Genomic DNA, 15,108 nt, shown 5'->3' on the forward strand with positions numbered 1-15,108 from the left:
CCGGGTCGAGGGTCAAGCCGCTGTCCTCCATCGCAGGCAGTTCGCGGTCTAGGCTTGCCCGGTGACGGTGGAGCAGCAGGCACGGGGTGCGGCGGGTACGGGCCGGCGCAGGTCCCGCAAGGACGAGATTCTGGAGATCGCGGTTGGTCTGTTCGCCGCCCGCGGCTACCACGGTGTGTCGATGGACGACATCGGCGCGGCCGCTGGGGTCACCGGTCCGGCGCTCTACCACCACTTTGCCGGCAAGGAGGCGATGCTGGCTGCCGCGCTCATTCCGGTGAGTGAGGGTCTGCTGGCCGGCGGTCGGGAACGCGCGGTCGGGCACCCGGACGATCCCCGCGAGGTGCTGGAGTCCCTTATCGACTTCCATGTCGAGTTCGCGCTGGCCAACCCGGCGGTGATCGCGCTGCACCTGCACGAGCTGGACCGCCTGCCGGAGGAGCCGCGGCGGCGCATCCGCCGGCTGCAACGGCTCTACGTCGAGGAGTGGGTGACGGTGCTCACCGCACTGCACCCGGGCATGCCCGACGGTGAGGCGCGGGTGATCGCGCACGCCGCGTTCGGTCTGATGAACTCGACCCCGTTCCTCGGTGGTGAGGTGGATCGGCGGCGTCGCGCCGAGCTGCTGCGTGGGGCGGCCCTGGCCGCGCTGCTCGCCTGAGTCGACTCGTCAGAAGCCGGCCGGTCATGATTCCCTGACATCGTCCCAACATCCGGACGCCGGGAGGAATCATGATCGAGTCACTGTTGGTCGCCAATCGGGGCGAGATCGCCCGCCGGATCATCCGTACCGCCAAGCGGCTCGGCATCCGCGCGATCGCTGTGTACTCGGAGGCCGACGCCGACCTGCCGTTCGTCGCCGAGGCCGACGAGGCGGTCCTGATCGGCCCGCCGGCCCCGGCGCAGAGCTACCGCAACACCGAGGCGATCCTCGCCGCCGCCACGTCGACAGGCGCGCAGGCCATCCACCCCGGGTACGGCTTCCTGTCGGAGAACGCCGAGTTCGCCCGTACCGTCGAGGCCAGCGGCCTGATCTGGGTCGGGCCCGGCGCGGACGCGATCACCGCGATGGGCGACAAGATCAACGCTCGGAACCTGATGGCGGCGGCCGGCGTTCCGGTCGCGCCCGGCACCACCGACCCGGCCGCCGACCTGGACGCGGCGGTGACGGCCGCCGCCGAGATCGGCTACCCGGTGATGGTCAAGGCCGCGGCCGGTGGCGGCGGCATGGGCATGGGCGTGGCCGTCGACGAGGCGGCGCTGCGCACCGAGTACGACAAGGTGCGCGCGTTCGCCGAGCGGATGTTCGGTGACGGCTCGGTGCTGATCGAGCGGTTCTTCCCCCGGGTGCGGCACGTCGAGGTGCAGATCCTCGGCCTGGCCGACGGTCGGGTGGTGGCGCTCGGCGAGCGGGAGTGCTCGGTGCAGCGGCGTAACCAGAAGCTGGTCGAGGAGTCCCCGTCCCCGGCGGTCTCGCCGGAGCTGCGGTCCCGCCTCCTGGCGGCGGCGGTGCGCGCGGGTGAGGCGGTCGGCTACCGCAACGCCGGCACGGTGGAGTGCCTGCTCGACCCGGCCACCGGCGACTTCTTCTTCCTGGAGATGAACACACGCCTTCAGGTGGAGCACCCGGTGACCGAGTACGTGTACGGCGTCGACCTGGTCGAGGAGCAGTTGCGGGTGGCGTCCGGGCTGGCCCCGACGTTCGACCCGGACGCGCTGACCTCGCGGGGCCATGCCATCGAGATGCGGGTCAACGCCGAGGACCCGAAGCGCTTCCTGCCCGGTCCAGGTGTGATCAGGACCTGGGTGGAGCCGGCGGGTGACGGTGTCCGGGTGGACTCCGGCTACACCGAGGGCAACACGGTCACCCCGTTCTACGACAGCCTGCTGGCCAAGCTGATCATCACCGGCGCCACCCGGGCGGAGGTGCTGGAACGCGCGAAGGTCGCGGTGGCCGCCTTCCAGATCGCCGGCCCGAAGAACAACCTCCCCTTCTTCACCGAACTGCTCGACAACGAGGAGTTCCTCTCCGGCGCCTACGACACGGCCATCGTCTCCCGCATGCGCTGACCCCCGACCCCGTTGATCAAGAGTGAGGTGACCCCGTGACGGATCTGCCGGGTTTCGTTTCCATTCGTGAGGTTGGGCCACGGGACGGGTTGCAGAACGAGGACCCGATCCCGACCGACGCCAAGGTGCGGCTGCTCGACGCCCTCTCCGGCACCGGGGTGCGCCGGATCGAGGCGGTGTCGTTCGTGCACCCGAGGGCGATTCCGCAGATGGCCGACGCCGACGAGGTGTGGCAGCGGGCGGTGCGGGCCGACGGCGTGCGCTACTCGGCGCTGGTGCCGAACACCCGGGGCGCCCAGCGCGCCCTCGCGGCCGGCTTCACCGAGATCGAGGTGGTGGTCTCGGCCAGCGACACGCACAACCGACGCAACGTCAACCGGTCCACCGACGAGTCGCTCGACGACATCGCCGAGCTGATCGACCTGCTGCACGCCGCCTCGGCGCGGGTCGAGGTGATCGTCGCGACGAGCTTCGGCTGCCCGTACGAGGGGGACATCGACCCGCTGCGGGTGGCCGGCATCGTGGACCGGGTGGTCCGTGACGGCGCGGACCGGGTCGCGTTCGGCGACACCACCGGAATGGGCACCCCACGCCGGGTCCGGGAGCTGCTGACCGCGGTACGCGACCGCAACGCGCACGTGCCGGTGCTGCTGCACTTCCACAACACCCGGGGTACGGCGCTGGCCAACCTGTTGACCGCGCTGGAGCTGGGGGTCACCGAGTTCGACGCCAGCGTCGGTGGTCTGGGCGGTTGCCCGTACGCGCCGGGGGCGAGCGGCAACCTGGCCACCGAGGAGGCCGTGCACATGCTGCATGACATGGGCATCGACACCGGCATCGATCTGCCGGCGCTGATCGAGGCGGCGGAGTTGGCCGAGGAGTTGCTCGGCAAGAAGCTGCCGTCCGGTGTGCTGCGGGCCGGTCCGCGTACCCGGCTGACGCCGCTGCCGAGCTGAGGACGCGACGAAGGGGCCGGCGCGGGCGCCGGCCCCTTCCACCTGCCGAGTCGGTCAGCTCACCGGAGCGACCACGCTCGGCCAGCTGTCCCGGAAGACGTTCGCGTTACGGTCGGTGGCGCTGAACGTGCCGGCGAAGAGGCTGGTCACCCGGTTCGCCTCGGCGGTGCTCGGGTACGGGTTGGTGCAGCCGGTGCCGGCGCTGCCGCCGGACATCAGGATCGCGCAGTTGCCGTTGTAGTTGTCCGGCAGGCCGAGGATGTGCCCGATCTCGTGGGTCATGATCCGCAGCACGCTATACTGCGCCGCCTGCTGGGTGTCGATGTAGACCCGGCCGTTGCCGAGGCTGGTCCGCACGGCGTAGGAACCGCCGCCGGTGATCCGGTAGATCCGCAGGTTGGAGCCGCAGTTCGCGGAGAGCGTCAGGTTCGACGTGGCGTTGTTCCAGATCGAGGCGGACTGGTTGGCGACGCTGGCGTAGCTTCCCGCCTGGCTGGTGTTGTAGCAGATGGTCATGGCGGCGGACGCGGGTGCGGGGTTGGCGACCGTGACGCCGACGGTTGCGAGTGCCGTCGCGAGGAACGCGACCGCGAGCCGATTGAGTCGTGAGGTCATCGCTGACTCCAATCCGGGAGGAGGGGTGCCAGGAGCCTAGCGATAAGGATTCATGTTATTCAATGTCTTGTGTTGGGCCTCGCCGGTCTGATTCGCTCATGGGTCGCGGGTGGTCGCGCCGATGCGCTAGCCTAACGATCGTTCAGGTCAGGATGGCGAGGGAGTCGGCGTGACGCTCGACGGTGAGGCACTGGAGCAGCTGCGCAAGCGGGCCCGGTCCGGCGGCGCGGACAAGTACCACGCGGCCAACGCCGCCAAGGGCAAGCTCTTCGCCCGCGAGCGGGTCGCGCTCCTGGTCGACGAGGGCTCGTTCGTCGAGGACGGCCTCTACGCCAACGCGCTCGCCGACGGGCTGCCCGCCGACGGCGTGGTCACCGGCACCGCCACCATCGACGGTCGGCAGGTCTGCCTGATGGCCAACGACTCCACGGTCAAGGCCGGCAGTTGGGGCGCCCGCACCGTCGAGAAGATCATCCGCATCATCGAGCGCGCGTACGGCGCCGGCGTGCCGATGGTCTACCTGGTCGACTCGGCCGGCGCGCGGATCACCGACCAGGTCGACCTCTTCCCCGGCCGCCGCGGCGCCGGCAAGATCTTCTGGAACCAGGTCCGCGCCTCCGGCTCGATCCCGCAGGTCTGCGCGCTGTTCGGCCCGAGTGCCGCCGGTGGGGCGTACATCCCGGCGTTCTGCGACGTGGTCGCCCTGGTCGACGGCAACGCCAGCATGTACCTCGGCTCCGACCGGATGGTCGAGATGGTCACCGGGGAGAAGACCACCCTGGAGGCGATGGGCGGGGCCAAGGTGCACACCGCCGAGTCCGGCGTGGGGCACTTCCTCTGCAAGACCGAGGCCGACGCGCTGGACGTGGTCAAGACCTACCTGTCGTACCTGCCGGCGAACTGGACGCAGGCGCCGCCGGCCGCGCCGGCGGTCGCCGCGCCCGCGAAGGCCGACCTGGCCGCGCTGGTGCCGGCGAGCGAACGGCAGGCGTTCGACATGCGGCGGTACGTCAAGGGCCTGCTCGACGAGGGTTCGTTCTTCGAGATCCAGGCGCTCTGGGCGAAGGAGCTGACCATCGGCTTCGGTCGTCTCGACGGTCAGGTCGTCGGCGTGCTGGGCAACAACTCGATGTTCAAGGGCGGCGTGCTCTTCGTCGACTCGGCCGACAAGGCGACCCGGTTCGTGCAGCTCTGCGACGCGTTCAACGTGCCGCTGCTGTTCCTCAGCGACGTACCCGGCTTCATGGTCGGCAGTGTGGTGGAGAAGCAGGGCATCATCCGGCACGGCGCCAAGATGATCACCGCGATCTCCGAGGCGACGGTGCCGAAGATCTGCGTGGTGGTCCGCAAGGCGTACGGCGCCGGCCTCTACGCGATGGCCGGCCCCGGGTTCGAGCCGGACGCCACGATCGCGCTGCCGAGCGCGAAGATCGCGGTCATGGGCGCCGAGGCCGCCGTGAACGCGGTCTACGCCAACAAGATCGCGGCAATCGAGGACGAGGCCGAACGAGCCGCCTTCGTGGCCGCCAAGCGGGCCGAGTACGAGCAGGACATCGACGTTGTCCGGCTGGCCAGCGAGCTGGTCGTGGACGCCATCGTCGAACCGCACGACCTGCGTACCGAGTTGGTCCGTCGCTTCGCGGCCGCGCGGACGAAGGATCGGCACTTCTCCCGCCGTCGGCACGGCGTCACCCCGGTCTGATCCTCGGCCCAGGCCCCACCGCGACCCGTCCCGGCGTCACGAGCGCCCGACGGACCGTCCTTACAGGAGGATGAGATGGACTTCCGGCTCACCGACGATCAAGCGGCGCTGCGGGAGAGCGTGCGGGACTTCGCGCGCCAGGTGGTCGCCCCGGTCATCGCCGAGCACTACGAGCAGCACACCTTCCCGTACGAGGTGATCCGCCAGATGGGCAAGATGGGCCTGTTCGGCCTGCCCTTCGACGAGGAGCACGGCGGCATGGGCGGCGACTACTTCGCGCTCTGCCTGGCCCTGGAGGAGTTGGCCCGGGTCGACTCCAGCGTGGCCATCACGCTGGAGGCGGCGGTCTCACTGGGCGCGATGCCGATCTACCGGTTCGGCACGGCGGAGCAGAAGGCGACGTGGCTGCCCAGGTTGCTCAGCGGCGAGGCGCTGGCCGGGTTCGGTCTCACCGAACCGGGCACCGGCTCGGACGCCGCCGGCACCCAGACGCGGGCGGTGCTCGACGGGGACGAGTGGGTGATCAACGGGTCGAAAGCGTTCATCACCAACTCGGGGACCGACATCACGGCCATGGTGACCGTCACGGCGGTGACCGGCACGAACCCGGACGGCTCCAAGGAGCTGTCGACGATCATCGTGCCGACCGGCACGCCCGGATTCACCGTGGCGCCCGGCTACTCCAAGGTGGGGTGGACCGCCTCGGACACGCACGAGCTGACGTTCGACGACTGCCGGGTGCCGGCGGCCAACCTGCTCGGCGAGCGGGGCCGGGGATTCGCGCAGTTCCTGCGGATCCTCGACGAGGGCCGGATCGCCATCGCCGCCCTGGCGGTCGGCCTCGCCCAGGGCTGCGTCGACGAGTCGATCAAGTACGCGAAGGAGCGGCACGCGTTCGGTCGGTCGATCGGCGCCAACCAGGCCATCCAGTTCAAGATCGCCGACATGGAGCTGAAGGCGCACACCGCCCGACTTGCCTACTACGACGCCGCCGCCCGGATGCTCGCCGGCGAGCCGTTCAAGCGCCAGGCCGCCATCGCCAAACTGCACGCCAGCACGATCGCGGTGGACAACGCCCGGGAGGCCACCCAGATCCACGGCGGGTACGGATTCATGAACGAGTACCCGGTGGCCCGCTTCTGGCGCGACTCCAAGATTCTGGAGATCGGCGAGGGCACGAGCGAGGTGCAACGCATGATCATCGCTCGCGATCTGGGTCTCTGAAGGTCCGCCGCGGAGGGCCTACCGGTCGGTCTCGCAGGGCTGTCCGTAGGGCTGTCGGATTATCGGCGAACGGGCGTCGGTAGCCCGACGTTCGGCTGCCGACGGTCGTAGTCCATCCGTACTCTTCGTGGCCATGACTCCGGATCATGATCGGTCGCGGAGCCCGGCTGGTCGTACCTCCCTGCCGGAGCTGCTCCGCGGGCATCGACGTGCCGCCGGCCTGACCCAGGCCGAGCTGGCGTCCCGTGCCGGGGTGGGTGTGCGGACGGTGCGTGACCTGGAGCGGGGCCGTTCGGTCCGGCCGCAACGCACCACCGTCGAGTTGCTCGCCACGGCGTTGGCGCTGACCGGCGCCAGCCGGGCGGCGTTCCTGGCCGCCGCCCGCGGCCCCTCCGGCGCTGACTCACCCCGGCCGGACACCACCCCGCCCGCGCTCGGGATCGGTGACCAGACGACAGCGCTCGCGGCGGCCACCAACCCGCCGGTCACACTTCCGCCGCCGGTCGCGCTCGTCGGCCGGGAACGCGACCTCACCGAGCTGGCCGAGATGCTGACCGCAAAGCGTGGGCCTCGGCTGGTGAGCCTCGTCGGGTTGGCCGGCGTCGGCAAGACCGCGCTGGCGACGGCGGTGGCACACCTGGTGGCCGTCGCCCACCCGGGCGGTGTGGCCGGAGTCCTTGTGGCGGAGGGCGCGGACGGGCCGGACGTGTTCGCCGCCTCGATGGCCGGACTGAGCGCGGCCCGGCTGCCGGAACTCGTGGCCCGGCTCGCCGGACGGCCGGCGCTGCTGGTGCTGGACGCGGTGGAGCACGCGCCGGGTCCGGCCGCCACGACGCTGCACCGGCTGCTCGGTGCCGTGCCCTCGTTGCGGGTGCTGGTCACCGGTCGGCACCCGGTCGGACTGTCCGGCGAGAGGGTCTGGCCGGTCGCGCCGCTCGACGTGCCGCCACCGGGCGCCGAACGCGCGGGAGCGGCCACGCTCGAATCGTGGCCGGCGGTCGCGTTGTTCACCTCCCGACTGGCTCAGGTCCGCCGGGAGCCGCCCACCCCCGACGAGCTGCCCGCGCTCGTCGCGCTGGTTCGCAGGCTGGGAGGGCTGCCGCTGGCCATCGAGCTGATGGCCGCCCGGGGCCGACTGCTCGACCTCACCGAACTGCTCGACAGGTACGGCGACCGCGTGCTCGACCTCGCCACTCCCGCCGATCCGGCGGCCCGGCCCGGCTGGGACGCCCCGGACGCGCGTACCCGTCATGCCAGCGAGTCGGACCCCGCCTCGGCGGCGGTGTCGGTCACCCTGCGGGACGCGGTGGCGACCAGCTACCGGTTGCTGGCACCCGACGAGCGGGCAGCGCTGCGGCAGCTCGCCGTGTTCGGCGACCGCTGGTCGGTGGAGTTGGCCGAGGAGATGCTCGGCGACAAGGCCGACCGGGACGGCACGGTGGCGATCGACCCCGTTCCGCTGCTGGACCGGCTCGTCGAGCTGGGGCTGCTGAGCGTACGCGGCACCGGGCAGTTCCGGTTCCGGCTGCTCGACGCGGTCCGCGACTACGCCGTCGAGCAGGCGGCCGGGGCGGGTGAGTTGACCTGCATCAGGCGTCGGCACGCCGAGGTGATCGCGCGCCTGGTGGCGCGGACGGCGGGTGATCTGGTCGGCCCCCGGCAGCCCGACGCGGTGCACCGACTGGACGAGATGAGCAGTGACATCAGCTCGTCGCTGGCCCACGCGACCACCGACGACCCGCTCACCGCGCTGCGGCTGGCCGCGTGCCTGACCCGCTGGTGGCGGTTCCGTGGGCGCGACGTCGCCGGGCGACAGTGGTTGCGGCGGCTGCTGGCGGACCCGCGGACCGCCGACGCCGATCCGATCCTGCGTGCCTGGGGCGCGCTGGGGATTGCCCGGCTCGCGGTCGAGCACGGTGCGGGCGCCGAGGAACTGTCGACGGCGCGTACGGCGTTGGAGATCTTCCAACAGGTCGGCGATGTCACCGGGGAGCTGGAGGCACGAAGCGTCCTCGGCACCCTGCTGATCGACGTCGGTGGGCAGGACGAGGCTCGCGAGCAGGCCGAGACGGCGCTGCGGTTGGCCGCCCGGAACGGACGTACCCGGGATCTGGCGGTGGCCCAGAACAGTCTTGCCTGGCACGAGATCCGGACCGGTGACCTGGCCGCCGCCCGTCGCCGGCTCGCCGCGGTGGACCGGCTCGCCGCCGAGAGCGGAGAGCAGCGCCTTCGGGTGCTGGCCTGGGCCAGTCGGGCCGAGGTCGCCCGCCTGGAGGGCTGGTACGCAGACGCCGTCGACCAGGGCCGGCGGACGCTCGCGGCGTTGTCCGAGCTGGGTGATCCGAGGCGACGCCGCCGGGTGCTTGGGAAGATCGGGTTGGCGCTCGCCCAGGACGGGCGTGCCGCGGAGGCGACCGAGGTGCTCACCGAGCTGCGTGCGGGGGCTGCTGAGGCGGCGGCGGCCGAATCACCGCGAGTGCCGGCTCGGCGGGCCGTGATACCGCGCCAACGCTCGGAGGACGCGGCGCTGTCGGCCGGCGGGCCGGAGGCGGGGCTCGGTGCGTTGATCGAGGGGAATCTTGCGCTGCACCGGGGCGACCGTGAGTTGGCCGCCGAGTGGTTCGCCGCCGCTGCCGACGCCAGAGGTCAGGAGCGCCGAGACGTGGTGGAGGCTCTTGTCGGGCTGGCCGCGAGCACCGCGGACCCGGCGGTCCTCGAGCGGCTGGAACGGGTCTGCGAGGAGAGCGGCATTCGACTGCTGCCGCAGGAATCGGGACTGCTCTACGCGCTGACGGCCGCCCGGAGCGGACCGGAAGCGCCGTAGGAGGGCCGGTGCCCGTGCCCGTGCCCGTGCCCGTGCCGGTGCGTGGGCGTGGGCGTGGGCGTGGGCGTGGGCGTGGTGAGAGTGGCGCGGACGAAGAGCCCCCTTGGTGCTACCCCTCGCTGTTCGCCCGCGCCGTCACCCCCCGGTGATCCCCGGTGCGGGAAGCCTGCCACCCCCACGAGAGCGGAACGTCGGGTTTGGTGGAATTCTCCGGCTTGGCTGGCGCAGTTCTGCCGGTCTTTCTGCCGGTGCTGGCAACCGTCGATCCCGGAGGCTCAGGGCCGGGTGGCGGCGGCCTCCTGCTCGGGGCTGATGTCGTCGCTGCCGGCGGTGGCGCACGGATGCGCGGCGTCGCGCACCCGGCGCAGCCCGTCGAGCAGGGCTGCCAGCGCCTCCGGGTCGAGTTGGCCGGTGAACCACTGCTCGATCATCTGGAGATGCCCGGGTAGCGTCTCGTTCAGACGTTGCATCCCGGCGGCGGTGACCACGGCGTACGAGCTGCGCCTGTCGTTCGGGCAGGCCCGGCGGATGAGCAACCCGTCACGTTCCATCCGGTCCACCACGCGGGTCACGCCGCTCGTCGACAACGAGGTCTGCGCGGCCAGGTCGGTCATTCGTAGTTGGTTGCCCGGCGAGCGGGCCAGTCGGGTGATGACCTCGAACTCGACCGCGGAGAGGCCGTGCTCCTCGAATTGGGCGTTGAACCGGGCTGACAGCCCGGCGTGTGCCTCGAAGAGCAGGCCGACGGCGGTGATCCGGGGATCGTCGAAGACGTTGGTCACTCGTTAATCCTACCAGTACTTGACAGAGGGAATGTTGTTGCGACTATATTTGCTACAGCAGTCGTTGGGCTACTAAACAATCTCCTGGAGGACAGCAGCATGACCAGCAGCATCGATGCGGTTACCCGCGATTGGGACGGTCTCACCATCCCGGCGGCTGGCACCTACGCCCTCGACGTGGCGCACAAGCGGGTGGGCTTCGTCGCACGACACATGATGGTGAGCAAGGTGCGCGGTGAGTTCAAGGAGGCGACCGCCACCATCACCATCGGCGAGGACCCACTGCAGTCGTCGGTCGTCGCGACCATCCAGGCGGCCAGCATCGACACCACCCAGACCGACCGGGACGCGCACCTGCGCAGCCCCGAGTTCCTGGACTCCGAGAAGTTCCCGACGCTCGAGTTCCGCAGCACCGGGGTCAAGTCCCGTCGTGGCAGCGAGTTCGTGCTCACCGGTGAGCTCAGCATCAAGGACGTCACCCGGCCGGTCGAGCTGGAGGTGGAGTTCGAGGGTGTCGGCCGCAGCCCGTTCGGTCAGGACATCTTCGGTTTCTCCGCGAGCACCGAGATCGACCGCGAGGAGTTCGGCCTGACCTGGAACGTCGCCCTGGAGACCGGGGGCGTGCTGGTCAGCCGCAAGATCAAGATCGAGATCGAGGGCGAGGCCGTACGCCAGGCCTGATCTGCCCCGCAGCACCCGTACCCCGGGCCCACGCCGCACGTCGGCGCGGGCCCGGTGTCGTCTCCGCCTCCGACGCCGACCTCGTGGTATTTGTCACGGGCGGCTCGCCCGCCATCGCGTCGGTCGCTCCGTCGAACGGGGTACAGATGGCGCCACGAGTGCGCCCGCCCCGATCGATGTCGGATCACCGACGTCGGCCTCTGGCCCGGTCAGGTGGGCGCTCTTACCGTGAAGGGTTCACAATGCGCTTTCCGGGAGGAAGAATCCCGACCGCGCCGGCTGTCGGGAGGACACATGGGCAAGGACGTCGCGCAGGGCGCCTTCACCCGGGATGAGCGCGTCCGCTACCGGCAGAAGGTGCGACGGTGCCTGGACGTCTTCGCCCTCATGTTGGACGACTTCGGTTTCGACGCCGACCGGCCGATGACCGGCCTGGAGATCGAGCTCAACCTGGTCGACTCGGCGGCCGAACCGGCGATGCGCAACGAGGAGATCCTCGCCGACATCGCCGACCCGCTGTTCCAGACCGAGCTGGGACAGTTCAACCTGGAACTCAACGCCGAACCCCGACTGATCGAGGGCACCGGCTTCGCCGACTACGAACACGACCTGCGCGGCAGCCTCTCCCGGGCCGACGAACGCGCCGCCAAGTCCGACGCGAAGATCGTCCTGGTCGGGATCCTGCCCACCCTCACCGAGGGGCACCTGGTCGAGGACAACCTCTCCACGAACGAGCGCTATCGGGTGCTCAACGACCAGATCGTCGGCGCCCGCGGCGAGGACATCGAGCTGGACATCCGTGGCGTCGAGCAGTTACGGACACACACCGACTCGATCGCCCCCGAGGCTGCCTGCACAAGCCTCCAGTTCCACCTTCAGGTCGCACCGGACAGCTTCGCCGACTACTGGAACGCCTCCCAGGCCATCGCCGGGGTGCAGGTCGCGGTCGGGGCGAACAGCCCCTTCCTGTACGGGCGTCAACTGTGGGCCGAGACCCGGATCGCCCTGTTCCAGCAGGCCACCGACACTCGCCCCGACGAGCTCAAAGCCCAGGGCGTACGGCCCCGGGTGTGGTTCGGCGAACGGTGGATCACCTCGATCTTCGATCTCTTCGAGGAGAACGTCAGGTATTTTCCGCCGCTGCTGCCGATCTGCGAGGACGAGGACCCGGTGGAGGTGCTGCATGCCGGCGGTGTGCCGCAGCTCGGGGAGTTGAGACTGCACAACGGCACGGTCTACCGGTGGAACCGCCCGGTCTACGACATCATGGACGGCCGTCCGCACCTGCGAGTGGAGAACCGGGTGCTGCCGGCCGGCCCGACGGTGGTGGACATGCTCGCCAACGCGGCCTTCTACTTCGGGCTGGCGCGGGGTCTGGCCGAGGAGGACCGCCCGATCTGGAGCCAACTCACCTTCTCCTCCGCCGAGGAGAACTTCCAAGCCGCCGCCCGACGCGGCCTCGACGCCGTGCTGCACTGGCCCGGGCTCGGCGACGTGCCGGTGACCAAGCTGGTGCTGGAGCGGCTGCTGCCCACCGCCGCCGCCGGCCTGGACGGCTTCGGCGTCGCCCCGGCGCAACGGGACCGGCTGCTCGGCATCATCGAGCAACGCTGCCGTACCGGCCGCAACGGAGCCGTCTGGCAGACCGAGGCGGTGTGGTCGGCGGAGCGGCGGCACGGCATGGACCGGTCGGCCGCGCTGCACCACATGGTCCAGCGCTACGCGGATCTCCAACGAGCCAACGAACCCGTCCACACCTGGCCAGTCCCCTAACCCACCCCACCCCACCCCACCACCCCCCACCCCCACCCCCGAGCGCGTCGATCATGAGGTTATAGGCGCGACACGCCGTGCCGGATGGCTACAACCTCATGATCGACGCGCTCGGGGGTGGGCGCGGGGCGGGGCGCGGGCCGGGGGTTAGTCGGAGGTGGGGCGGGTGGATCGGCGGGATGCGCGGGTGCGGCGGGCGCTTGGTGTCGGATCCTCTGCGAGGGCGGAGGTGGATGGTTCGGTGCGCGGTGCGGGCACCCTCGGTGCGGGCACCCACGGGGTGGCGTCCGCGCCTGGCGTGGCGTCCGCGCCTCGCGTGGCATCCGCGCCTGGCGTGGCGTCCGCAGCCGGTGCGGCGCCTGTCGTGGTTGCCCGGGGTGCGGCGTCGGTCCTGCCGCGTCGACCCGGGGTGGCGATGGACGAGCGGGAGGTCGACGGCTCGGAGTCGGACTCGGCGTTCGGAGCCGGATCGGTCCGAGGGGTCGGCCCGTCGAGGGTGACCTGCGTCGAGTCGGCCTGAACTGCGGGGTGTGCCTCGGGTTTCCGCGCTGTGGCAGAGGCGCTCCGGTGGGCAGCCCGACTCCGCTCGCCACGATCGGCGAGGACAGCGGCCAGCATCGAGCCGCCGATCCCCGCGATCACCGCGTACGGGGCGATCAGTTGGGTGGAGAGCTGCGTGGGGCCCAGCGTCGACCAGTGCGGCAGGGTGGTCAGGTAGGCGAGCGCGACAAGCACCGGGCCGGCAGCGCCGGAGGCCGCGGCCCCGACGCGGTGCCCGGCCGACCGGGCCGTCCGCCGGGCGGCCAGCACGCCGATCAGCAGCGCGGGCACGAGTGCCAACAGCGCGCCGGGCCAGTAGAGCTGGTCGGAGATCCAGTACCGCGGGTGGTCCGGATCGAAGTGCCAGGTGCCGAGTTGGGCACCTGTCAGCCCGCGTCCGACGCGTACCCCGTCGATCACCGAGACCACCGCGAGCAGCCAGAGCCAGGCGGCGGTCGCGGTCACGTTGATCGCGGCGGCCCGGGACCGAAGCGCCCAGCCGGCGACGAGCACGCCGATCAGGATGCCCAGCGTCGCCTGCACGGCGGCGGTCCGTTGCGGCGCCCCGGTGTCGGCACCGGTCGCGACCCGCGCCGGCACGGCGATCAGCAGCACGGTGACCAGGCCGCCGATCCCGGCGCTGAGCGCCAGGACCACCCGCCGCAGCAGGCCGTCTCGGTCGGCGGACGCCGCGTCGGTCACCTGCGGCGATTGGCCGTCCGTCGGCTCCGGGCCGGGCCGGTCGGCGGCAGGTGGATCCATGGCGGTCGCCGAGTCGGAAAACTCGGCTGCTGTCGGGCCGGTCAGCGGCGGTTCGGCCGTCGTCGGCGCGCCACGTTGCTGGAGCCGCTGCGCACAGACCGCGCCGAGGACGGTCGAGCTGGCGGCGAGCCAGGTGGCCCAGGCGAGGCCGTCGGCCCAGGCCGTGTCGCTGGCGCCCGCTTCGGTGGGCGTCCAGGTGATGACGCCGAGTCCGTAGCCGAAGCCCAGTTGCGCGGCGCCCGCGCCGGCAGCGATTCCGATCGCGGTCGCGATCGACACTCCCCAGCCCTGTCTGGCCATGCCGGGCAGCGTAACGTCCCGTCGTCGGCGCGGCGAGTCGCAACGACCCGCCGGTACGGACCGACAGTCGGTGCGGCGGATTGGGCGGCGGACGGTACGGTCGCCGGTGATGAGGCGGTGGGCGGTATGACGGACACGAGCACGGGCCCGCAGGATGCCGCGGGCGGCGCGAGCCGGGCCAGCATGTGGCTGGGTGGTGGGTTGGCCGTTGTGCTGCTCGCCGCGATCGGCGCGACCGGCGGCTGGCTGCTGGCCGGCGATGGGGACGGGTCCCAGGGGGATCCGCTGGCCGTGGCGACCACGACCGGCCCGCCGACCAGCCGCGCCACCGCGGCTCGGCCGAGCACCGGTCGGGCCACGCCGTCGGCCGTCCGGACCTCCGCCGCGCCGACCAAGGGAACCGGCCTGACCGTGCCACCGGTTCTCGGCGTCGACTTCGTACAGGCCCGGGAGATGCTGCGCGAGCGACGGCTGGGTTGGCGGTTGGTCTTCGGCGGCGGAGCCGGTAGCAGTGTCGAGAGCGCCGCACCGCCCGTGGGAACCGCGGTGTCCCGGGGTACGACTGTGGAGCTTCAGGTGGCTGGGCCAGCGCCGGCGGCGGAGGTGCCGGACGTGGTCGGAAAGGACTGCGCCAAAGCCGTCGACAAATTGATCGACGAGGGTCTGTACCCGCGGTACATAAGCGGCCGTAGTGGAAAGGTCGCCCGGCAGGAGCCGGTCGAGGGCGGCTCGGCCCGGTGGAACGACGAGGTCAGCATCTGGTGTGGTGCCGGCGCACCCGAACAACCGACGGTGAAGCCCTCCCCCTGAGCTGTGGCTGGTGAGTCGATCGTCGTCGTGGCCGAGGAGGCGCGACGTGCCCGTGACCGGCGCGGCTCG

Annotated in this window: 12 protein-coding genes; 9 read left to right on the forward strand and 3 right to left on the reverse strand. The window is 71.3% G+C overall.

All coding sequences use genetic code 11. The features are described from left to right. The first annotated feature begins 61 nt into the window (after window positions 1–61). The 3 genes from ACPXBU_RS06020 to ACPXBU_RS06030 all read left to right on the forward strand — a co-directional run bounded on the left by ACPXBU_RS06020 (window position 62) and on the right by ACPXBU_RS06030 (window position 3,026). Window positions 62–661, forward strand: coding sequence for a TetR/AcrR family transcriptional regulator (locus tag ACPXBU_RS06020; protein ID WP_393365138.1), 600 nt, complete (start codon window positions 62–64; stop codon window positions 659–661). Between the two features lie 71 nt (window positions 662–732). Next, on the forward strand, window positions 733–2,070 hold the full coding sequence (locus tag ACPXBU_RS06025; protein WP_425757007.1) for an acetyl-CoA carboxylase biotin carboxylase subunit: 1,338 nt from the start codon (window positions 733–735) through the stop codon (window positions 2,068–2,070). A 44-nt stretch (window positions 2,071–2,114) separates the two neighbouring features. Further along, window positions 2,115–3,026 (forward strand): hydroxymethylglutaryl-CoA lyase, encoded by a 912-nt coding sequence (locus tag ACPXBU_RS06030; RefSeq protein ID WP_393367016.1) that lies wholly within the window; start codon window positions 2,115–2,117, stop codon window positions 3,024–3,026. Between the two features lie 54 nt (window positions 3,027–3,080). Here the strand turns inward: ACPXBU_RS06030 and ACPXBU_RS06035 are convergent, their stop codons facing one another. Then, entirely contained in the window at window positions 3,081–3,641 is a 561-nt protein-coding gene (locus ACPXBU_RS06035) for a snapalysin family zinc-dependent metalloprotease (RefSeq protein WP_425757009.1), read from the reverse strand. A 169-nt stretch (window positions 3,642–3,810) separates the two neighbouring features. Between ACPXBU_RS06035 and ACPXBU_RS06040 the strand changes: the two genes are divergently transcribed. The 3 genes from ACPXBU_RS06040 to ACPXBU_RS06050 all read left to right on the forward strand — a co-directional run bounded on the left by ACPXBU_RS06040 (window position 3,811) and on the right by ACPXBU_RS06050 (window position 9,391). Further along, on the forward strand, window positions 3,811–5,343 hold the full coding sequence (locus ACPXBU_RS06040) for an acyl-CoA carboxylase subunit beta (RefSeq protein ID WP_393365143.1): 1,533 nt from the start codon (window positions 3,811–3,813) through the stop codon (window positions 5,341–5,343). Between the two features lie 75 nt (window positions 5,344–5,418). After that, window positions 5,419–6,567: an acyl-CoA dehydrogenase family protein gene (locus ACPXBU_RS06045; RefSeq protein WP_393365144.1), complete on the forward strand. Its 1,149-nt coding sequence runs from the start codon at window positions 5,419–5,421 to the stop codon at window positions 6,565–6,567. Between the two features lie 133 nt (window positions 6,568–6,700). Further along, the gene (locus tag ACPXBU_RS06050; RefSeq protein WP_425757011.1) at window positions 6,701–9,391 is read left to right on the forward strand and encodes an ATP-binding protein; all 2,691 of its coding nucleotides are present in this window, start codon (window positions 6,701–6,703) and stop codon (window positions 9,389–9,391) included. A 275-nt stretch (window positions 9,392–9,666) separates the two neighbouring features. Here the strand turns inward: ACPXBU_RS06050 and ACPXBU_RS06055 are convergent, their stop codons facing one another. Then, window positions 9,667–10,173 carry a MarR family winged helix-turn-helix transcriptional regulator gene (locus tag ACPXBU_RS06055; RefSeq protein WP_393365148.1) on the reverse strand — a complete coding sequence of 169 codons (507 nt, stop codon included), beginning with the start codon at window positions 10,171–10,173 and terminating at the stop codon, window positions 9,667–9,669. 99 nt (window positions 10,174–10,272) lie between these two features. Between ACPXBU_RS06055 and ACPXBU_RS06060 the strand changes: the two genes are divergently transcribed. Continuing rightward, window positions 10,273–10,854, forward strand: coding sequence for a YceI family protein (locus ACPXBU_RS06060; RefSeq protein WP_393365150.1), 582 nt, complete (start codon window positions 10,273–10,275; stop codon window positions 10,852–10,854). Between the two features lie 294 nt (window positions 10,855–11,148). Beyond that, window positions 11,149–12,627: a glutamate--cysteine ligase gene (locus ACPXBU_RS06065; protein ID WP_425757014.1), complete on the forward strand. Its 1,479-nt coding sequence runs from the start codon at window positions 11,149–11,151 to the stop codon at window positions 12,625–12,627. Between the two features lie 147 nt (window positions 12,628–12,774). On the opposite strand, the gene ACPXBU_RS06070 is transcribed toward ACPXBU_RS06065, so the two are convergent. After that, window positions 12,775–14,229: a hypothetical protein gene (locus ACPXBU_RS06070; protein WP_425757015.1), complete on the reverse strand. Its 1,455-nt coding sequence runs from the start codon at window positions 14,227–14,229 to the stop codon at window positions 12,775–12,777. Between the two features lie 126 nt (window positions 14,230–14,355). Between ACPXBU_RS06070 and ACPXBU_RS06075 the strand changes: the two genes are divergently transcribed. Next, complete coding sequence (locus ACPXBU_RS06075) at window positions 14,356–15,039, forward strand: PASTA domain-containing protein (protein WP_425757017.1); 684 nt, start codon at window positions 14,356–14,358, stop codon at window positions 15,037–15,039. Window positions 15,040–15,108: the final 69 nt, after the last annotated feature.

Origin of the sequence: Micromonospora sp. DT231 (assembly GCF_049847025.1) — a bacterium.
Lineage (GTDB): Bacteria > Actinomycetota > Actinomycetes > Mycobacteriales > Micromonosporaceae > Micromonospora.

What these genes read in the sequence shown, in the direction of transcription:
- ACPXBU_RS06025 (WP_425757007.1), top strand. Translation starts at nt 733, where the DNA reads ATGATCGAGTCACTGTTGGTCGCCAATCGGGGCGAGATCGCCCGCCGG.
- ACPXBU_RS06070 (WP_425757015.1), bottom strand. Translation starts at nt 14,229, where the DNA reads ATGGCCAGACAGGGCTGGGGAGTGTCGATCGCGACCGCGATCGGAATC.
- ACPXBU_RS06065 (WP_425757014.1), top strand. Translation starts at nt 11,149, where the DNA reads ATGGGCAAGGACGTCGCGCAGGGCGCCTTCACCCGGGATGAGCGCGTC.
- ACPXBU_RS06060 (WP_393365150.1), top strand. Translation starts at nt 10,273, where the DNA reads ATGACCAGCAGCATCGATGCGGTTACCCGCGATTGGGACGGTCTCACC.
- ACPXBU_RS06035 (WP_425757009.1), bottom strand. Translation starts at nt 3,641, where the DNA reads ATGACCTCACGACTCAATCGGCTCGCGGTCGCGTTCCTCGCGACGGCA.
- ACPXBU_RS06045 (WP_393365144.1), top strand. Translation starts at nt 5,419, where the DNA reads ATGGACTTCCGGCTCACCGACGATCAAGCGGCGCTGCGGGAGAGCGTG.
- ACPXBU_RS06075 (WP_425757017.1), top strand. Translation starts at nt 14,356, where the DNA reads ATGACGGACACGAGCACGGGCCCGCAGGATGCCGCGGGCGGCGCGAGC.
- ACPXBU_RS06050 (WP_425757011.1), top strand. Translation starts at nt 6,701, where the DNA reads ATGACTCCGGATCATGATCGGTCGCGGAGCCCGGCTGGTCGTACCTCC.